General features: G+C 73.3%; 18 protein-coding genes. 9 read left to right on the forward strand and 9 right to left on the reverse strand.

Features of this window, described 5'->3' with window-relative positions; genetic code table 11:
* Positions 1-67: 67 nt before the first annotated feature.
* From FB554_RS14885 to FB554_RS14910, 6 genes are all read right to left on the reverse strand, one after another.
* Positions 68-1,468, reverse strand: coding sequence for a DUF2252 domain-containing protein (locus FB554_RS14885; protein WP_142007164.1), 1,401 nt, complete (start codon positions 1,466-1,468; stop codon positions 68-70).
* A complete protein-coding gene (locus tag FB554_RS14890) occupies positions 1,465-2,049 on the reverse strand; it encodes an NYN domain-containing protein (RefSeq protein WP_142007165.1) in 585 nt (194 codons plus the stop codon). Before FB554_RS14890 ends, FB554_RS14885 begins: the two co-directional genes overlap by 4 nt.
* Before the next feature lie 34 nt (positions 2,050-2,083).
* A complete protein-coding gene (locus FB554_RS14895) occupies positions 2,084-3,271 on the reverse strand; it encodes an alpha/beta hydrolase-fold protein (RefSeq protein WP_142007166.1) in 1,188 nt (395 codons plus the stop codon).
* The gene (locus tag FB554_RS14900; protein ID WP_142007167.1) at positions 3,264-4,280 is read right to left on the reverse strand and encodes a type 1 glutamine amidotransferase family protein; all 1,017 of its coding nucleotides are present in this window, start codon (positions 4,278-4,280) and stop codon (positions 3,264-3,266) included. Before FB554_RS14900 ends, FB554_RS14895 begins: the two co-directional genes overlap by 8 nt.
* 13 nt (positions 4,281-4,293) lie before the next feature.
* Positions 4,294-5,511 (reverse strand): ATP-grasp domain-containing protein, encoded by a 1,218-nt coding sequence (locus tag FB554_RS14905; protein WP_142007168.1) that lies wholly within the window; start codon positions 5,509-5,511, stop codon positions 4,294-4,296.
* A 103-nt stretch (positions 5,512-5,614) separates the two neighbouring features.
* Positions 5,615-6,484 (reverse strand): GNAT family N-acetyltransferase, encoded by an 870-nt coding sequence (locus FB554_RS14910; RefSeq protein WP_142007169.1) that lies wholly within the window; start codon positions 6,482-6,484, stop codon positions 5,615-5,617.
* Between the two features lie 280 nt (positions 6,485-6,764).
* Between FB554_RS14910 and FB554_RS17255 the strand changes: the two genes are divergently transcribed.
* From FB554_RS17255 to FB554_RS14930, 3 genes are read left to right on the forward strand one after another with little or no spacing between them, the layout of a single operon-like run.
* On the forward strand, positions 6,765-7,154 hold the full coding sequence (locus tag FB554_RS17255) for a BatC protein (protein WP_170206907.1): 390 nt from the start codon (positions 6,765-6,767) through the stop codon (positions 7,152-7,154).
* A gap of 6 nt (positions 7,155-7,160) precedes the next feature.
* Positions 7,161-8,405: a cupin domain-containing protein gene (locus FB554_RS14925; RefSeq protein WP_142007170.1), complete on the forward strand. Its 1,245-nt coding sequence runs from the start codon at positions 7,161-7,163 to the stop codon at positions 8,403-8,405.
* Complete coding sequence (locus FB554_RS14930) at positions 8,402-9,349, forward strand: sucrase ferredoxin (protein ID WP_142007171.1); 948 nt, start codon at positions 8,402-8,404, stop codon at positions 9,347-9,349. Before FB554_RS14925 ends, FB554_RS14930 begins: the two co-directional genes overlap by 4 nt.
* Positions 9,350-9,365: 16 nt before the next feature.
* Here the strand turns inward: FB554_RS14930 and FB554_RS14935 are convergent, their stop codons facing one another.
* Complete coding sequence (locus FB554_RS14935) at positions 9,366-9,851, reverse strand: GbsR/MarR family transcriptional regulator (protein ID WP_142007172.1); 486 nt, start codon at positions 9,849-9,851, stop codon at positions 9,366-9,368.
* Positions 9,852-9,938: 87 nt separating this feature from the next.
* Here FB554_RS14935 and FB554_RS14940 point away from each other — a divergent pair, with 87 nt between their 5' ends.
* Both FB554_RS14940 and FB554_RS14945 read left to right on the forward strand, forming a co-directional pair.
* On the forward strand, positions 9,939-10,829 hold the full coding sequence (locus FB554_RS14940; protein WP_142007173.1) for an ABC transporter ATP-binding protein: 891 nt from the start codon (positions 9,939-9,941) through the stop codon (positions 10,827-10,829).
* Complete coding sequence (locus FB554_RS14945; protein WP_142007174.1) at positions 10,826-12,415, forward strand: ABC transporter permease; 1,590 nt, start codon at positions 10,826-10,828, stop codon at positions 12,413-12,415. Before FB554_RS14940 ends, FB554_RS14945 begins: the two co-directional genes overlap by 4 nt.
* Positions 12,416-12,484: 69 nt before the next feature.
* On the opposite strand, the gene FB554_RS14950 is transcribed toward FB554_RS14945, so the two are convergent.
* Positions 12,485-13,171 carry a hypothetical protein gene (locus FB554_RS14950; protein WP_142007175.1) on the reverse strand — a complete coding sequence of 229 codons (687 nt, stop codon included), beginning with the start codon at positions 13,169-13,171 and terminating at the stop codon, positions 12,485-12,487.
* 191 nt (positions 13,172-13,362) lie between these two features.
* Here FB554_RS14950 and FB554_RS14955 point away from each other — a divergent pair, with 191 nt between their 5' ends.
* Complete coding sequence (locus FB554_RS14955) at positions 13,363-13,884, forward strand: peptidylprolyl isomerase (RefSeq protein ID WP_142007176.1); 522 nt, start codon at positions 13,363-13,365, stop codon at positions 13,882-13,884.
* Between the two features lie 10 nt (positions 13,885-13,894).
* On the forward strand, positions 13,895-14,821 hold the full coding sequence (locus FB554_RS14960) for a rhomboid family intramembrane serine protease (RefSeq protein WP_142007177.1): 927 nt from the start codon (positions 13,895-13,897) through the stop codon (positions 14,819-14,821).
* A 187-nt stretch (positions 14,822-15,008) separates the two neighbouring features.
* On the opposite strand, the gene FB554_RS14965 is transcribed toward FB554_RS14960, so the two are convergent.
* A complete protein-coding gene (locus FB554_RS14965) occupies positions 15,009-15,587 on the reverse strand; it encodes a cell division protein CrgA (protein WP_236022167.1) in 579 nt (192 codons plus the stop codon).
* Between the two features lie 98 nt (positions 15,588-15,685).
* Between FB554_RS14965 and FB554_RS14970 the strand changes: the two genes are divergently transcribed.
* On the forward strand, positions 15,686-16,402 hold the full coding sequence (locus FB554_RS14970) for a DUF881 domain-containing protein (RefSeq protein ID WP_142007179.1): 717 nt from the start codon (positions 15,686-15,688) through the stop codon (positions 16,400-16,402).
* A gap of 23 nt (positions 16,403-16,425) precedes the next feature.
* Positions 16,426-17,049: an aminodeoxychorismate/anthranilate synthase component II gene (locus tag FB554_RS14975; protein WP_142007180.1), complete on the forward strand. Its 624-nt coding sequence runs from the start codon at positions 16,426-16,428 to the stop codon at positions 17,047-17,049.
* The last annotated feature ends 75 nt before the right edge of the window (positions 17,050-17,124 follow it).

A 17,124-nucleotide genomic window follows, 5' to 3' on the forward strand; every position in this document is an offset into this window, starting at 1 on the left:
CGATCTCCCCCGTCGAGTCATGAGAGCCGGTCGATCTGTCGATGCGTCCGAGCTCGTGCCGCACAGCCTAGACGTTGCGTTCCACGGGAAACCGGCCGGCGGCGGCTGCCTGCTCGAGGGCGGCGAAGTCGGCCTCGCACCGATCGGCGTATGCCCGCGCCCAGCGGGCGAACGCCTCACCCGCGGCGTCGTTCTTGCCGAGGTAGTCCGCGACGGCTCGGCCGGACGGCGACTGGCTGTGCGCCCGCGCGAGCAGCCGGCCGCACAGCCGCACGTAGGTGAGGAACTGGCTCCGGTTCAGCCGCGACGGCTCGATCGAGCCCTTCATGTCGCGGAACTGGCGCCAGAAGTAGTCGACGCGCGCGTGCCGCCCCTGCTCGCCGGCGTACCCGATGATGTGGCCGAGGAACGGGTCGGACTGCGCCTGCAGGATGCGCTGCCCGGCCACGACCCGGTGCCCCTCGGTGAGGTCGCGGCCGCCGGTGTCGCCGGGCACCGCCTTGGGCATCCGGCCGTAGGTCGACAGCACCGACGGCTGGGCCTCCTTGGCCTGCAGGAAGATCACCTGGGAGTCGGGGCCCTCGAGGGCCAGGACGTAGCACCGCGTCCCGACGCTGCCGACCCCGACGACGCGCAGGACGAAGTCGACCGGCCGGAACTGCAGCAGCAGGAAGGCCGAGTCCTCCCGCAGCGTCGTGAGGTACTGCCGGAACAACCGGGTCATGTCCGCCAGGTCGGCGTGCGTCTCGACGTGCTGGGTGACCGGCGGCTGGTCGACGATGCGCAGCCGGTCGTCGGCGCCGCGGGTGGCGATCTTGGCGAGCACCTGGTCGGAGGTGCGGCCGCGCGCCTTGGCCGTCGCCCTGCGCGCGAGCTTGAGGTCCTTGCCGGAGAGCCTGGCCTCGAGCGCGGAGTCGTCGACCTGGTAGTAGAAGCGCTCCAGCGCGGTGAGCTCGACCAGGCCCCGCAGCGCCTCGCGGTAGCCCTCGACCGAGGCGTGCGCCGCCGCGGCGCAGTCGTCCTCGGAGAGCCCGTTGTCCCGACCCCCGACGTACGCACTCGCGGCCAGCCGACGTACGTCCCACTCCCACGGGGCCACCGCGGTCTCGTCGAAGTCGTTGAGGTCGAACAGCAGCGAGCGCTCGGGCGAGGCGAAGAAGCCGAAGTTGCTGATGTGGGCGTCGCCGCAGGCCACGACCCGCGGGCCGGTGACCGGAGCGTCGGCGAGGTCGGCGGCCATCACGGCGGCGGTCCCGCGGTAGAACGCGAACGGGGACTGCAGCATGCGGCCGACGCGCACCCCGATGAGCTCTGGCAGCCGGGTCGCGTGCTGCTCGGCGAGGATGCCCAGCGGGTCGCGGTCGGGAGGCAGGTGCAGCTCGCCGAGCGCGCGGCGGGGCAGGGCCTTGCGCAGCCGCTTGCCGCCGCCCTCGGGCGCCGCGAGCGGCGAGGCGCCCGTGCCGGTCACAGGAACTGCTCGGGGTCGAACTCCTCGATCGGGATGACCCGCAGCCGCGGCAGCGGCGAGTTGAACGCGCCGATGTCGAGCTCGAGGTCGTGGAACTCCAGCCCCTTGTCCTCCAACGCGGCGAACCCGGCGTTGCGGAACTCCTTGAAGCCGATGAGCGCGACGTCGTGGGCGTCGGTGACCAGCGCCTCCAGCTGCGGCAGGAAGTCGCCGTCGTGGCTGAGCAGCATCACGTCGGCCGGCCGGTCGACCAGCGCCGACAGCGTGCGCTGGATCGCGATGTCGACGACCTTCTCGCCCGGCTCCCCCGACAGCGGCACCGGCCGGTAGCCCATCGCGGTGAGCGCCTGCACGAACGGCATCGGCAGGTCACGGTTGGACGCCGCGAGGAAGAACAGCGCGGTGACCGGCTGCTCCCACTCCTCGTGGGCGTACTTCAGGACGCGGTCCCAGCGCGGCCGCTCCTCCGGCAGCGGTCGCCGCTGCAGGATCGAGGTGCCCAGGGTGGCGTCGATGTTCTCGCCGTCGATGAGGACGTACGTCGTGCGTCCCAGGGCCGGTCCGGCCTCCTCACCCGTCATGGGGCGACCCTACGCCGAAGGGTGGACCAGGCACCTACTCGTAGTAGTACTTCCCCGGTCCGGGGAAGACCCAGGACAGCCCGTCGCGCAGCCGGTCGCGCCAGTTCTCCCAGGAGTGGCCGTCGCGCGCCTCGACGTAGCGCACCTGCATGCCGGCCGCCTCGAACACCGGCACCATCGAGCGGTTGGGCACGATCAGCGGCTCGTAGACCCCGCACGAGGAGAAGATCCGGTCGGCGACCTTGGTCGGGGCGGCGCGGTATCGGTTCATGAACCGCACGACCGGGTCGAACGCCGGGCCGCCGCCGTGCTCGGTGCCGATGTCGGTGAACACGAACGACCCCGACTGCACCAGCAGCGAGCCGAACAGGTCGGGGTTGCGCACCGCCACCGACAGCGACGCCACCCCGCCGAACGAGGCGCCCATCAGGCAGCGGGCGTCGGGCCGCTCGATCAGCGGCAGCTCCTCGGCGAGCCGCGGCATGAGCTCGGCGGTGACGAACCGGGCGTGCGCGGCGGAGTTCGGATACTCCTTCAACCGGTCGCCCGGGTTGGTGAACACCACGATCGTCTCGGCCATGTCGAGGCGGTGGATCAGGTTGTCCAGCACGGTGCCCATCGCCGCGTAGCGCAGGTAGTCGTCACCGTCGTGCACGATCAGCAGCGGATAGCTGTGCCGGCGGCGGAAGCGCGCGGGAAGGTAGACGCGACAATGGGATTCGCGGCGCAGCGCCCGCGAGCTGATCGTCAGGTCGACGATCTCGCCGGGGCGGGCGTCGGGGTCGTGCTGGGTCCACTCCGGCGTGACGTAGCCCGCGGCGTGCAGCACCGACGACGACCCGACCGGGCTGTGCGCGACGCGCGGGTTGAGCGGGTCGTTGGCCGTCTCGACGTGCTCGCCGCGGCGCACCTCCAGCTGATACTCCACCCGCGAGCCGGCGGGCAGCTCGATGATCGCGTACCAGAGCGAGGTCTCCCCGACGCGGCGCATCGGCACCCGTTGCGGCTGGCCCACGATGCGGTGCTGCACGTGCACCTCGTCGGCCTCGCCGCGGAACAGGAACGTGCACTTGGGCCCCTCGACGACCGGCACCTGCCCCTGCCGGGCGAGGAAGCGGTCGACGGCGGCCTCGTCGAGCGGGCGGCGCGCGCGCAGCCGGTTGATCGCGAGCTTGCCCTTGTGCGTGCTGGTCGGGACCGGCAGGGCCGTGGTCTCACTCACCGTCGACCGCCTCGCGATCCGTCTCGTCGGGCGCCGTCTTGCCGGGCGCCACCGTCTCGTCGTACGCCAGCTCGCCCACCGCGACCAGCTCGCCCTCTCCGCCGATCACCGACGCCGTGGCCGGGAGCCGGTAGTCGGCGTCCAGCTCCACGCGCGACCCGGGCTCGAGCGGGAGGCACCACGAGGGCGCGAATCTCCTTGCGAGAGACGCCATTCGAGCCCGGTCGCCCAGGAGCAGACGCTGCCGGGCGGCCGGGAGCGCCACCACGTCGCGCACCAGACCCAGGCCCGCCCCGAACACCTCGGGGTAGGCGTGGCCGTGGGTCGCGCGGTCGTTGAACAGCACGACGCGGTCGGTCAGCACCATCGCGCCGGCCGACCAGGCGACGACCGGCCGCGAGGCGAGCAGCGGCGCCACGTTGAACAGGTGCAGCAGGTCCAGCAGCACCGCGACGTGCCCGCCGGTGAGCACCACTCCCTCGCAGTCGGCGACGATCGCTGCCACCTCGGCCCGGTGCCGGGCCACGTCGGGCCGCTCGTGCGGGGGATATCGCTCGTAGAAGCCGGACTCGAGCTCGGCGATGCGCCCGAGATGGCGTACGTCGAGGTCGTGCAGCACCTCGTCGGCGTCGGCGATCGCCTGCTGCACCAACGCGGGCGTGCGGTGCGGCAGGTGGTAGAGCTCGATGAGCGCGGCCATCGCGTGGCCGACGCCGAGCAGGTAGAGGTCCTGCACCTCCGAACGCATCTCGCGGCGGCGCCGATCCGCCTCTGCCAGCTGGGGATCCGCGTCGAGGATGTGCTGCCAGCGCTGCCACAGCTCCAGGTTGCGGGTGGCGCCGCCGAGGTGCTGGTCGAGCTCGGGGTCGTCCATCTCGCGGTCCTGCCACCCGGCCGTCACCGTGGCGACCGGCCGCCCGAGCAGGCCCAGCCGGTGCATCGTCTTCTCGACCGTGGGTCGGCGCTGCGGGCCGAGCAGGGTGACAGGGGGCGCAGGGGTGTCGGTCACGGTGCGGGCGAGCCTAGGAGGCGTGCACCTGCACGGTGCGCCCGACCTCGTCGAGCATGCCGCGCAGCGCGTCGTAGTCGGGGTGCTTCAGGCGCACCCACGCGTTGGCCATGAAGCCGGCCTCGACCGGCTGGGTGCCGGTGCCGGGGTCGGGCAGGTGGGTGTCGATGACCCACTGGCCGAGGTGCTGCTGCACGTGGTCGAGCCCGGAGTAGCCGCTGATCGTGCCGTCGCGGTCGGGGCGCAGCGCCACGATGCCCGAGGCGAACCGGCGCGACGGTCGCGACCACACCTGCCCGTGCACGATCGCGTCGGCCCACGCGCGGTAGACGTCGATGTCGTTGCCGGCGCTGTAGAGGTCCCAGCACCCCACGCCGGGCGGTCGCGCCCCGATCTCGCTGAACCGCAAGCCTTTCGGGCCGTAGAACCACTCCATGTGCGTCGCCGACGTGCGGATGCCGAGGGCCTCGTTGACGCGCTCGCCGAGCTCGCGCAGCTCGCCGTAGAAGGGGGCGTCGTCGACCCGGTTGGTGGAGACGTACTGCGGGCTGATCCACCGGGTGCGCATCGCCTCGAGCACGTTGGGGTAGTAGTGGCTCGCGAAGTCGAGCGCGATGCCGCCGTCGACCGAGACGGTGTCGTAGAAGCCCTCGTGGCCCTCGACGAACTCCTCGACCGCCACCGACGTGGCGCTCCCGAACGTCGCGGCCGCGGCGGCCAGCTCGGTGTCGTTCTCGACCTTGTGCGTGCCCGAGGCGCCCGCCCCGTCGCGCGGCTTCACGATCACCGGGTAACCCACCTGCGCGACGAATTCGCGCAGCTGGTCGAGGTTCTCGGCGGCCGCCGACGCCGCGGTCGGCACCCCGACCTGACGTAGCGCCTCCTTCATCGACGGCTTGTCACGGCACAGGTAGGTCGTGTGCACCGACGTGCCGGGGATGCCGGTCTGCTCGCGCACGACCGCGGCGGGCAGCGTGTGCGACTCGATGGTGGCCTCGAGCGAGTCGATCCAGGCGCGTGACTGGAAGTGCTCGACCACCGTGCGCAGCCGGTCGACGTCGGTGACCGACCCGACCTGCTCGTAGTGGTCGATCCAGCCCTTGAGCTCCTCGTCGAGCCAGTCCCACGGCGTCTCGCCGACCGCGAAGACCGTCGCACCGACCTGCGACAGCGCGCGCACGAACTCGCGCTGGTTGCGTGGGAAGTTCGGCTCCACGAACACCACGTTCATGGTGCCGACCCTAGTGCCCGCATGAAACCGGGTTACGTGCATCTGACCCCAATGCATTGAGGTCAAACGCACGTAACCCGGTTTCATGCCCGGGGCTTCGCGGTCACATGCGCAGCTGCACGTTGTCGACGACGGGGCGGTAGCCGAGCCGCTCGTACAGCGCGTTGGAGACCGGGTTGGCCTGGTCGGTGTAGAGGCAGACGCGGTCGCCGGCGTCTAGGACCTGCTGGGAGAGGGCGGCGACGGTGCTCGCGGCGTAGCCGTTCCCGCGCCAGCGCGGCGGGGTGTAGACCGGGCCGATCCGGGCGACGCCGAACGCCGGCGGGTTGAGCCCGGTCATGTGCACGACCTCGCCGTCGACCTCCCAGAACCAGGTGCGGGCGGCGAGGCTGCGCAGCCGCTGCTCGGTCATCGGAGCCTCGGGCTCGCTGTCGCCGGGTCCCCGGCCGGCCTGCGCGTCGGCGTCGCGGTGGAACGCGGCGGTCCACGCGGTGACCTGCTGCAGGTCGTCGACGTCGCCGGTGTCGACCCGGCGCAGCGACCCCTCGGCGGGCTCCGGCGGCGTCAGCTCGGTGAGCTCGAACAGGCGCGTGTGCATGACGGTGCGGACCGTGCTCTCGGTGGCGTCGGCGACCCGCTCGGCGAACACCCGGGCCGCCGGCAGCCCGCCGTTGACCCCCTCGACCGGCTCGCCGCGCCCGAGCAGGACGTCGGCCAGCTCGACCGCCAGCTCGTCGGGCATCGCGAGCAGGAAGGGCGGGTAGGGCACGAACGGTGCGGTGCGCATCGCGACGCCGGTGATCTCGTCACCGCCGGCGACGGCGAACCATCGGTGCGGCAGGTCGGGAGCGCCCTCGCGCTGCTCGCGCTCGGCCATCGTCGCGACGACCGACGCCTCCACCGGGTTGGCGCGCAGCGCGTCCCCCGCTGCGTCGAGGAACGGGCCGGCCGCGTCGAAGAACTCCCACGTCATGACCGGACGCTAGCGGGCGTACGCCCTGGCCCGGCACGGGTTTTCGCCGCGCCCCTCCTCCCGCCCGCGAGAGAGGGGCGGCCCAGCCGTTCGAGGTGGGGCCCAGCTAATAAGGGGCCGCCCCTGCCGTAAGGGGGGCCGCCCCTCCTCGGCGGGGGCGCGAGCGGGCCGAAACTTCCCTGCCTTCGGGGGTCGAAATTCACGGCGATCTGCCCTAGGAATGAAGGGCAGACAACCAGCCCCGTGGCGCCCGCCACGAGACGGACACGAGGAGGACGGAATGACCGACAACTCCGACTTCGACCCGGAGCAGCAGACTCCTGGCGGCGAAGGACCTGCCGACGGCGGCGCGAACCCCGGTGGTCACGACGGTGGCGCCGACGGCGGTGCCGACGGAGGCGCTGGCGGCACCGGTCTCGGTGGCGACGGCGGTGCCGATGGTGGTGCCGGTGGCGAGGGCCCGGCCGACGGCGGCGCAAACCCCGGCGGTCACGACGGTGGCGCTGACGGCGGTGCCGACGGTGGTGCCGGCGGTGGCGTCGGTGGCTCGGGCCTCGGTGGCGACGGCGGTGCCGATGGCGGCGCTGACGGTGGTGCCGGTGGCGAGGGCCCGGCCGACGGCGGGGCCAACCCCGGTGGCCGTGACGGTGGAGCCGACGGCGGAGCCTGAGGCCAGATGACGACGACGTCGTCGCACCGGGAGCGCACCGAGTCCGGTGCGCTCCCGGTGCTCTCCCGCCTGGTGTCGGTGCCGAGCGAGGAGTTCGCGCAGCGCATCTGGTCGCGCGAGCCGCTGCTCAGCCGAGCCGCCGACCTGCCGGGCACCTTCGAGGACCTGTTCAGCGCGGCGGCGGTCGACGAGCTCGTCGCGACGCGCGGGCTGCGCACCCCCTTCCTGCGGATGGCCAAGGAGGGCAGCACGCTGCCCGAGCGGTCGTTCACCCGCGGCGGCGGCATCGGCGCCGCGGTCGCCGACCAGGCCAGCGACGACGCCGTGCTGCGCCACTTCAGCGAGGGCGCGACCCTCGTGCTGCAGGGGCTGCACCGCACCTGGGAGCCGATCGTGCGGTTCTCCCAGGACCTGGCCGGCGAGCTCGGCCACCCCGTGCAGGTCAACGCCTATGTCACCCCGGCGCAGAACACCGGGTTCAGCGACCACTACGACGTGCACGACGTGTTCGTGCTGCAGATCGCCGGCGAGAAGCGGTGGCGCATCCGCCCGCCGGTGCACGAGCTGCCGCTGCGTGACGAGCCGTGGACGGATCACCGCGCGGCTGTTGAGGAGTCGGCGGCGAGCACCACGCCGCTCATCGAGACCACCTTCGCCCCGGGCGACTGCCTCTACCTCCCCCGCGGCTTCCTGCACTCCGCGACCGCGGTCGGGGGAACGAGCATCCACCTGACGATCGGCGTGCACAGCTGGACCCGCCGCCACGTCGCCGACGAGCTGGTGCGCGCCGCCGTGCGCCGGGCGAGCGACGACCCCTCGCTGCGGGCCGCGCTCCCTGTCGGCACCGACCTGGTCGGTGCGGGCGTCGCGAGCGCCCAGGTCGAGGACGTGCGCGAGGCCCTGCTGCGCGCGCTCGCCGAGGTCGATGCGACCGAGCTCGCGGCCGGTCTCGCCGGCGCCGCGCGCGCCGCCCAGCGCCCCGCCCCCCTTGCTCCCCTGGCCCAGGCGCACGCCGCCGACGCCGCCGACGAGACCACTGCGGTCCGGGTGCGCGACCACGTCGCCGCGACGATCGAGCCGGCCGCCGGCGGACGTACGCACCTGCGCAGCCGGGTCGGGTCGCTCCCCCTGGAGCGCGACCAGCTCGCTGCCGTCGAGGCGCTGCTGTCGGCCGGCCGCGCCACCGGCGCCGACCTCGGGGTGGCGCTCACCCAGGCGCTGCTGCGCACCGGCGTCGTGGTGCCCGAGTGACCCCCGCCCGCCGCGTGCGGGCCGAGGTGACCGACGACGTCGACGCGGGCCGGGGACCGCACTGCGCCACCCTCGCCCGGCGCCGCGGCGACCCGATGCTCGGGACCGCCGCCCCCGGCCGTCGCTGGCTGCTGATCGAGCACCCCGCCGGCTGGGCGCGCGCCGCGCTCGACAGCTCCGGCTTCACCCCTGCGCTCGCCGACCTGCTGCAGCGGACGGCCCTCGAGATCGGCGGCCGGGTGCTGCTCGTCCGGCGTCCGGGGCGGCGGGCGCACCGCGACGTCACGGTCGACCCGCTGCGCTGGGCCGTGGTCGACGTCGACGGCAGCCAGCGCTGGGGCACCTGGCGGACCGAGGCCGACCTCGAGGAGGCCGCCTGGGTGCTGCGCGTCGACGGGCGCCCTGCCGCCGCCGAGACGCACCCGCCGCTGCTGCTGGTCTGCACGCACGGCACCCACGACGTGTGCTGCGCGATGCGCGGCCGCCCCGTCGCGGCCGCCCTCGCCGCGGCCTGGCCGGAGCAGACCTGGGAGTGCTCGCACGTCGGCGGCGACCGGTTCGCCGCGAACCTGCTGATGCTGCCCGACGGCACGGTCTACGGCGGGCTCGACGCGACCGACGCGGTGCAGACGGTGCGTCAGCACCTCGCCGGGGCGGTGAGTCCCGAGCACCTGCGCGGCTTCTCGCCCTATCCCCCGGTGGTGCAGGCCGCCCTGGCCGCCGTGCTGCGCGAGCGGGGTCCGGCCGCCGCCACCGACGTACGCCCTCGCTCGGTCCACGAGACCGGCGCCGGCGAGTGGGTGGTCGGCGTGGCCGGACAGGCACCGCTCCCGGCGACCACCACCGTGCGGGTGCGCCGGTCGGTGCAGCCACCGGCGCGACTCACCTGCGCCGCGCAGCGCGACGAACCGGCGTACGTCTACACCGCCGACGTCGTGGAGTGACGAGAACCGTTGTGGCTCAGGCCTTCTCGGGCCCGGATCGGCTGGCACGCCACCGCTCGAGCAGCGCGGGCAGCTCGGTCTCCATGAACGCGAAGAAGTCGGCCATCTGATCCATCCGCTCCCCCGCGCGCGTGCCGAGGCCGAGCTCGTCGGCGCCGTGGCGCATGGTGTCGCGCCAGCGCTCGATGACCGAGCCGCGGTGGATGAGCGCTTCGTACCAGATGTCGTTGGTGAGGTTGAAGACGTCGCGGCGGCTGCCGAGCGGGCGGGTGCGGCGGATCATCTCGACCTGCTCGAGATAGCGCACCGCGCCGGAGATCGCCGCCGGGCTCGCGTGCAGCAGCTCGGCCAGCTCGGCGGCGGTGAGCTCGCCCTCGTCGGTGACGACCAGCGCGGCGAAGACCCGCGCGGCCATGCGGTTCATGCCGCTGCGGGCGAACTCCTCGGCCAGCTGCTCCAGCACCCTGCGGCGCGCTGCGTCGGTGCTGCTGCGGCGTGCCATGGCGACGATGGTGCCACAGCGCGTGTCAAGGACCTCAATCGCTGAAGAAGTTTCACAAATCTGTGAAACCGGAGTAGCGTCGAGACCATGGACAACGCGATCGAGGTGCACGACCTCGGCAAGCGGTTCGGGCCCACGACGGCTCTCGACGGGCTCGACCTGACCGTGCGCGGCGGCGAGGTGCACGGCTTCCTCGGCCCCAACGGCGCCGGCAAGTCGACGACGATCCGGGTGCTGCTCGGCCTGCTGCGCGCCGACCGCGGCACCGCCCGGCTGCTCGGCGGCGACCCGTGGAGCCAGGCGCCGCAGCTGCACCGGCGGCTGGCGTACGTCCCCGGAGACGTCACGCTGTGGCCGGGCCTCAGCGGCGGCGAGGTGATCGACCTGATGGGGCGGCTGCGCGGCGGTCTCGACGCCCGTCGGCGGGCGAGCCTGCTGGAGCGGTTCGACCTCGACCCGCGCAAGAAGGGCCGCACCTACTCCAAGGGCAACCGGCAGAAGGTCGCGCTCGTCGCGGCGCTCGCCTCCGACGTCGAGCTGCTGCTGCTCGACGAGCCCACCAGCGGCCTGGATCCGTTGATGGAGAAGGTGTTTCGCGACTGCATCGCCGAGGAGCGCGAGCGCGGCCGCACCGTGCTGCTGTCGAGCCACATCCTCTCCGAGGTGGAGCACCTGTGCGACCGGCTGTCGATCATCAAGGACGGCCGCACCGTCGAGACCGGGACCATCGACGAGATGCGCCACCTCACGGCCAATCGCGTCGTGGTGACCCTGCGCGAGGCGCCGCCCGAGGGGCTCGACCGGCTCCCCGGCGTGCAGCACGTGCAGGTCGACGGTCAGCGGGTCGCGCTGCAGGTCGACGCGCCCGAGGTGGCGCGCGTGGTGGAGGCGCTGCAGGCGTACGGCATCACGTCGTTGACCAGCGAGCCGCCGAGCCTGGAAGACCTGTTCCTGTCGCACTACGGGGCGTCGGCATGAGCGACGCCGTCGTCGGCGCGCCCGCGCTGGCGCGGCTGCAGCTGCGCCGCGACCGGCTCTGGTGGCCGCTGTGGGTCCTGGTCGTCGTCGCGGTCGCGGTGGTCACGCCGACGTCCTACGAGGAGCTGTATCCCGACCCGGCCGCGCGGGCCGACCTCACCCGCAGCATCGGCGGCAACGGGTCGCTGCTCGCGCTCACCGGCCCGGCGTACGACCTGTCGAACGCGGGTGGGTTCGTCGCCTGGCGGGTGCTCGCCTTCCTGGCCGCGACGGCCGGGCTCGCCGCGATCCTGTCGGTCGTGCGGCACACCCGCGCCGAGGAGGAGTCCGGGCGCATGGAGCTGCTGCGCTCGGGCGTGCTCGGCCGGCACACCTCCCTCGCGTCGGCGCTGGCCGGCGTGACCGGGTGGGCGCTCGTGATCGGGGCGCTCACCACGCTCGGGCTGGTCGGGGTCGGGCTGCCCGTCGCCGGCAGCGCCCTCTTCGGCGCCGGGCTGGGCGCGACCGCGGTGGCGTTCGGCGGGGTCGGGGCGCTCGCGGCCCAGGTCACCGAGCACGCACGCACCGCCCGCGGCCTCGCGGGAGCGGTCCTCGGCGTCGCCTACCTGCTGCGCGCGGCGGCCGACGCCTCGCCGTCGCTGTCCGCGCTGGGGTGGGTCTCGCCGCTGGGCTGGCCGCAGCGCGCCCGGCCGTACGCCGGCGACCGGTGGTGGGTGATCCTGCTGCCCCTGGCGCTGGGCGCGGTCGCCGCGGCCGGGGCGTTCGTGCTGGAGCGGCGGCGCGACGTCGGCGCGGGACTGGTGGCCGCCCGGCTCGGCCCGGCCGACGGGCGGATGGGCTCGGTCGCCGGACTGGTGGCGCGGCTGCAGCGCCCGTCGCTGGTCGCCTGGACCGTCGGCATCCTGGTGTTCGCCACCGCGTTCGGCGGGGTCGCACCGGGCCTCGCCGACGTCGTCGACGAGAACCCCGGCATGGCCGACGTGCTGCGGCGGATGGGCGGCGAGCAGGGCCTGATGCTCAGCTTCTTCGCCGTCGTCCTGCCGATCCTGCTCGGCGTCGGGATGCTGCACGGCGTCGGCGTGCTCGCCCGGCTCGACGGCGAGGAGGAGTCGGGCCGCGCCGAGCTGGTGCTGTCGACCGGCGCCTCGCGCAGGCAGCTGTTCCTCGCGCACCTGGCCTGGGCGGTGGGTGGCGCGGTGCTGCTCGCGGCGGCGGCCGGGGTCGGCCTGACCGCGGGGTACGCCCTCGCCGGCGGCCGCGAGGACCTGGCGAGCGACGTGCTCACGGGGGCGATGACGTACGTCGGGCCGGTGGGGGTCGTCATCGGCGTCACCGCCCTGGTGCTCGGGCTGCGGGCGCGGGGGACCCGGCTGGGCTGGGCGTACGCCGGGGTCGTGCTGCTGCTGGTGTGGGTCGGCGCGCTGCTGCGCCTGCCCGACGCGGTGCTCGCGATCTCGCCGTTCGACCACCTGCCCCAGCAGCCCGGCAACCCGGTCGCCTGGACGCCGCTGCTGGTCGAGCTCGCGCTCGCCGCGGCGCTGATGGCGGCCGGGCTCGTGGCCTACCGCCGGCGCGACCTGGGCTGAGCACGACGAAGACGCGCGGGGCGGACAGGAGATCCTGCCCGCCCCGCGCGTCTGTGCGTCGGGCGCGGCTCAGTCGCGCAGCGTGCTCTGCGCCTTCGCCTCGGTGTCACCGACCAGGTCGTCGACCTTGGCCTGGGTGGTGCCCGCGGCGGTCTGCGACGGGGTGGCGGTGGTGACCTGCTGGGCCTGCTTCTTCTGCTGGCCCTGGTAGTACAGGTAGCCCGCGCCCGCGAGGCCCGCGAGGCCGAGCAGGATCAGGAAGCCGCCGCGCTTCTTCTGCTTGACCAGGTCGGGGGCGACCTTGGCGACCTGCTCCTGCGCCGGCTCGGGCAGCTTGTGCACGGCGGCCGTGGTGCCGGCGGTGGCCGCGGCGAGGGCCTGCTGGATGCGCGGCATCCACTCGTCGTTGAACAGGCTGGTCGCCTGGTCGCGGGTGATGCCGGCGGCCTCGGCGGTCTTGTCGCGCGCGGTCGACAGCGAGTCGCTGCGGTCGACGGTGTCGGCGACCTTCTCGGCGGCCGGCGCGGTGAACGCGGCGAACCGGGCGCGGCCGGTCGAGGCCTTGCTCTTGGCCGAGTCCTTCAGCCCATCGGTGTCGACGTCGTGCGCCGCGTCGCGCAGGTCGCTGGCCTTCTCGCTGACCGTGTCCTTGACCTGGTTGAGGGCCTCGGAGTCCTCGAGCTTGCCCTTGACGGTGTCGAGGATGTCGTGGGCCTTGTCGGCCACCTTCTCCGAACGGGACTTGGTGAAGCGCATGAGTGGTGTCCTCCTCTGGACGATGACTGGTCCTCATCCTGCCTGCTGACTTGCAGCGGTGCCACCTCGCTCACCCTGCCGGGTGGGCGGGTGCGGTCCTGCGCCGGGGGCGGGTCGGGCGTACGTCGGGGGTGGCCAGGCGCGCCCCGACCGCACAGGAACGGCACAGCCCCGCGTGACAGACTGACGCCATGAAGGCGACGCTGCACACGAACAAGGGCCCGATCACCGTCACGCTCTTCCCCGACCAGGCACCCAAGACCGTCGAGAACTTCGTCGGCCTGGCCACCGGCCAGAAGGAGTACCGCGACGACGCCGGCCGCACCAACCCGACCCCGTTCTACGACGGGCTCGGCTTCCACCGCATCATCCCCGGCTTCATGATCCAGGGCGGCTGCCCGCTCGGCCAGGGCACCGGCGGCCCGGGCTACGAGTTCGACGACGAGATCTCCCCCGACCTGAACTTCTCCGCGCCCTACATGCTCGCCATGGCCAACGCCGGCAAGCGCGGCGGCCGCGGCACCAACGGCTCGCAGTTCTTCATCACCGTGGGCCCGACCACCTGGCTGCAGGGCAAGCACACGATCTTCGGCGAGGTCACCGACCAGGCCGGCCGCGACGTGGTCGACGCCATCGCCGGCGTGCAGACCGGCGCGCAGGACCGCCCGGTCGACCCGGTGGTCATCGAGCGCGTGACCATCGACGAGGAGTAGATCCCGTCTGATGTCTGACCCGCGCGACGCCTCGCCGCCCGCCACCGGAGCGGGCGGCGAGGCGTCCTCGTCCCCGGTCTGCCCGCGTCACCCCGACCGGGTGTCCTACGTGCGCTGCCAGCGCTGCGAGCGACCGATGTGCCCCGACTGCCAGCGCCAGGCGTCGGTCGGCAGCCAGTGCGTCGACTGCGTGAACGAGTCGGCGCGCGCGATGCCCCGCGTGCGCACGGTGTTCGGCGGCGACGCCTCCGACGGCAAGCCGCTCGTGACGTACACGATCATCGCGATCACCGCGCTGGTCTACCTCGGGCAGCTGCTGTCGCCGCGCGTCGTCGACACGCTGGGCTACGCGGCGGTGCTCGGGGCCGAGCAGCCGTGGCGGATGGTCACGGTCGCGCTCGTGCACGCGCCGCTCGGCAGCGGCACGGGCATCCTGCACATCCTGATGAACATGTACGCCCTGTGGTTCTGCGGGCAGTACCTCGAGCCGATGCTCGGCCGCGCCCGTTTCCTGGCGCTGTACGTCATCTCGGCCCTCGGCGGGTCCGTCGGCTACGCCGCGTTCGGGGCGTTCGGGGTGGCCGGCGGCGACGGGAGGCTGTGGCTGACCGGCACGGTCGGTGCCTCCGGCGCCGTGTTCGGCCTGTTCGCCGCGGTCGTCATCCTCAACCGGCACCTCGGTCGCGAGGTCGGCCCGATGGTCGGGCTGATCCTGATCAACATGGCGCTGCCGCTGTGGCTGCCCAACATCGCCTGGCAGGCGCACGTCGGCGGCGCGGTCACCGGCGCCGTGGTCGCCGCGATCATCGCGGCCCTCGGCCGGGACCGGGCCCGGCTGCAGTGGCCCGCGCTCGGCGGGCTGGTCGTCGGCCTGGTGGCCCTGTCGTACGTCCTCGACGCCTACGTCATGTCGCAGGTCCGCGCCCACATCGGCTGAGTTACACGCGTGTAGTTATCCCCACTGTGGACAACGCCTGTGGATAACTTCCGGCGACCCCGAGAACCGCAACAATGCGCGAGGCGGTCAGGCATGCCTGTCCGCCTCGCGCATTGGTGGTCGTCTCGCGCTGATCCCGGCGCGGTGAGCCGGCGAGCTCAGCCGGAGGAGGAGACGAGACCGAACGTCACTTCCAGCGTGTGGTCATCATGAAGCCGACCATGATCAGGCCGAACCCGATGGCCAGGTTGCCGTAGCCGATGCCCGGGACCGGCCAGGTGTTGTCGGGGCCGTCGGACAGGATGTAGAACACCACGATCCACAGCAGCCCGACGACCATCAGGCCCACCATCACCGGCGCCCACCAGGTGGGGTTCATGCCGGGCAGCGGCTGGGGCCGGTCGCCGCGGCGGCGGGTGCGCTTGGTGGGCGTGACCTTGCCGTCGTCGTCGGCGTCGTCCTTGACCGCGTCCTCCTTGGCCAGGCCGTCCGTGGCGTCGTCGTCGGCCACGGTGTCCGGCTCGGCGGCGATGCGGCGGTCCCGGTCGGTCTTCTTGGCCTTCGGCGGACGCGTGCCCTTCCCGCCCTTGGCCGGACGGTCCCCCTTGGACTTGCCCTTGGCCTTGGCGGTGCCCGTGGTCGTCGTCTCCTCGACCTCGACCGTCTCGTCGACGGTCGTGCCGTCGGCGTCGGTGCGCTCGACCTCGATCTCGGTGACGTCGTCGGTCGCGTCGACGGGCTTGCGGTTGTCCTTCGACGTTGCCACGCCGCTCCTTCGGTCGGGGACCGGCAGGGACTCGCCCGGCCGGCGCTGGCTTAGGCTAGAAGGGTAGTTGACCATCCTTGAGCCGGAGCGTCGCCCGTATGTCGCGATCCCGTTGGCGGCTCGTCGTCCCCGCCGTCGCCACCGCCGCCGGACTGCTGTTCGGCATCAGCGCGTCGACCTCGAAGGGCACCGACCTGCGCAGCGGGCAGACCGACCTGGTCGGGCTGATCAACGACGGCAACGCCAAGGTCGCCCGGCAGCAGCGCGAGGTGCAGGGGCTGCGCAAGCAGGTGCAGGACCTCACCGCCAAGGACGCCCCCGGCACCAGCGCCGACCAGCTCACCAAGCAGGCGTCGGCGATCGCCCCGACCGCCGGGCTGAGCCCGGTGTCCGGCGAGGCGATGCGGATCACGCTGTCCGACTCCACCCGCGACGTGTCGTCGCTGCCCGAGGGCGGCACGGCCGACTGGCTGGTGGTGCACCAGCAGGACGTGCAGGGCGTGGTCAACGCGCTGTGGCAGGGCGGGGCCTCGGCGATGATGCTGATGGACCAGCGGGTCATCTCGACCAGCGCCGTCCGCTGCGTCGGCAACACGCTCATCCTGCAGGGCCGGGTCTACTCCCCGCCGTTCACCATCACCGCGATCGGCGACCCGGGCGCGCTGCGCAAGGCGCTGGACGCCAGCCCGGCGGTGCGCAACTACCGCGCCTACGTCGACATCGCCGGTCTCGGCTACAAGGCCGAGCAGCTCGATGCCAGCTTCCCTGCCTACTCTGGGTCCCTGACCCTGCGCTACGCCAAGCCGGCGTCCTGACCGGCCGCGAGAAGGACCCGCCCGTGCCCCGCATCCTCGTCGTGGACAACTACGACAGCTTCGTCTTCACCATCGTCGGCTACCTGCAGCAGCTCGGCGCCGACACCACGGTGCTGCGCAACGACGCCCTGTCCGCCGCCGACGGCGCCGACTTCGACGGCGTGCTCATCTCGCCCGGCCCCGGCACCCCCGAGGAGGCCGGTGTGTCGATGGCGATGATCGAGGCGTGCGCCGAGCGCGGCCAGCCCATGCTCGGCGTGTGCCTCGGCCACCAGGCGCTCGGCGCGGTGCTCGGCGCCACGGTCGGCCGCGCGCCCGAGCTGCTGCACGGCAAGACCTCGCGGGTGCTGCACGACGACACCGGGGTGCTCGAGGGGCTGCCGTCGCCGTTCACCGCGACCCGCTACCACTCCCTGACGATCGCGCCCGACACGGTGCCGGCCTCGCTCGTGGTCAACGGGCGTACGTCCTCCGGAGTCGTCATGGCGGCGCACCACGCCACGCTGCCGCTGCACGGCGTCCAGTTCCACCCCGAGAGCGTGCTCACCGAGGGCGGCCACCGGATGCTGGCCAACTGGTTGCAGCTGGTGGGCGACACCGGCGCGGTCGAGCGCAGCGAGGGCCTCGCCCCGCTCGTGCACCGCTGACGTCACCGAGCGAGAGAACCGCACGAGACCACCGGACCGAAACGCGAGCGCGGGCCCAGCCGAACGGCTGGGCCC

Origin of the sequence: Barrientosiimonas humi, assembly GCF_006716095.1 — a bacterium.
Classification (GTDB): Bacteria; Actinomycetota; Actinomycetes; order Actinomycetales; family Dermatophilaceae; genus Barrientosiimonas; species Barrientosiimonas humi.

Excerpts from the sequence above, each read along its gene's own strand:
- FB554_RS14950 (WP_142007175.1), bottom strand. The coding sequence starts at position 13,171 with ATGCGCTTCACCAAGTCCCGTTCGGAGAAGGTGGCCGACAAGGCCCAC.
- FB554_RS14955 (WP_142007176.1), top strand. The coding sequence starts at position 13,363 with ATGAAGGCGACGCTGCACACGAACAAGGGCCCGATCACCGTCACGCTC.
- FB554_RS14910 (WP_142007169.1), bottom strand. The coding sequence starts at position 6,484 with ATGACGTGGGAGTTCTTCGACGCGGCCGGCCCGTTCCTCGACGCAGCG.
- FB554_RS14970 (WP_142007179.1), top strand. The coding sequence starts at position 15,686 with ATGTCGCGATCCCGTTGGCGGCTCGTCGTCCCCGCCGTCGCCACCGCC.
- FB554_RS14935 (WP_142007172.1), bottom strand. The coding sequence starts at position 9,851 with ATGGCACGCCGCAGCAGCACCGACGCAGCGCGCCGCAGGGTGCTGGAG.
- FB554_RS14960 (WP_142007177.1), top strand. The coding sequence starts at position 13,895 with ATGTCTGACCCGCGCGACGCCTCGCCGCCCGCCACCGGAGCGGGCGGC.
- FB554_RS17255 (WP_170206907.1), top strand. The coding sequence starts at position 6,765 with ATGACCGACAACTCCGACTTCGACCCGGAGCAGCAGACTCCTGGCGGC.
- FB554_RS14940 (WP_142007173.1), top strand. The coding sequence starts at position 9,939 with ATGGACAACGCGATCGAGGTGCACGACCTCGGCAAGCGGTTCGGGCCC.
- FB554_RS14905 (WP_142007168.1), bottom strand. The coding sequence starts at position 5,511 with ATGAACGTGGTGTTCGTGGAGCCGAACTTCCCACGCAACCAGCGCGAG.
- FB554_RS14890 (WP_142007165.1), bottom strand. The coding sequence starts at position 2,049 with ATGACGGGTGAGGAGGCCGGACCGGCCCTGGGACGCACGACGTACGTC.
- FB554_RS14925 (WP_142007170.1), top strand. The coding sequence starts at position 7,161 with ATGACGACGACGTCGTCGCACCGGGAGCGCACCGAGTCCGGTGCGCTC.
- FB554_RS14945 (WP_142007174.1), top strand. The coding sequence starts at position 10,826 with ATGAGCGACGCCGTCGTCGGCGCGCCCGCGCTGGCGCGGCTGCAGCTG.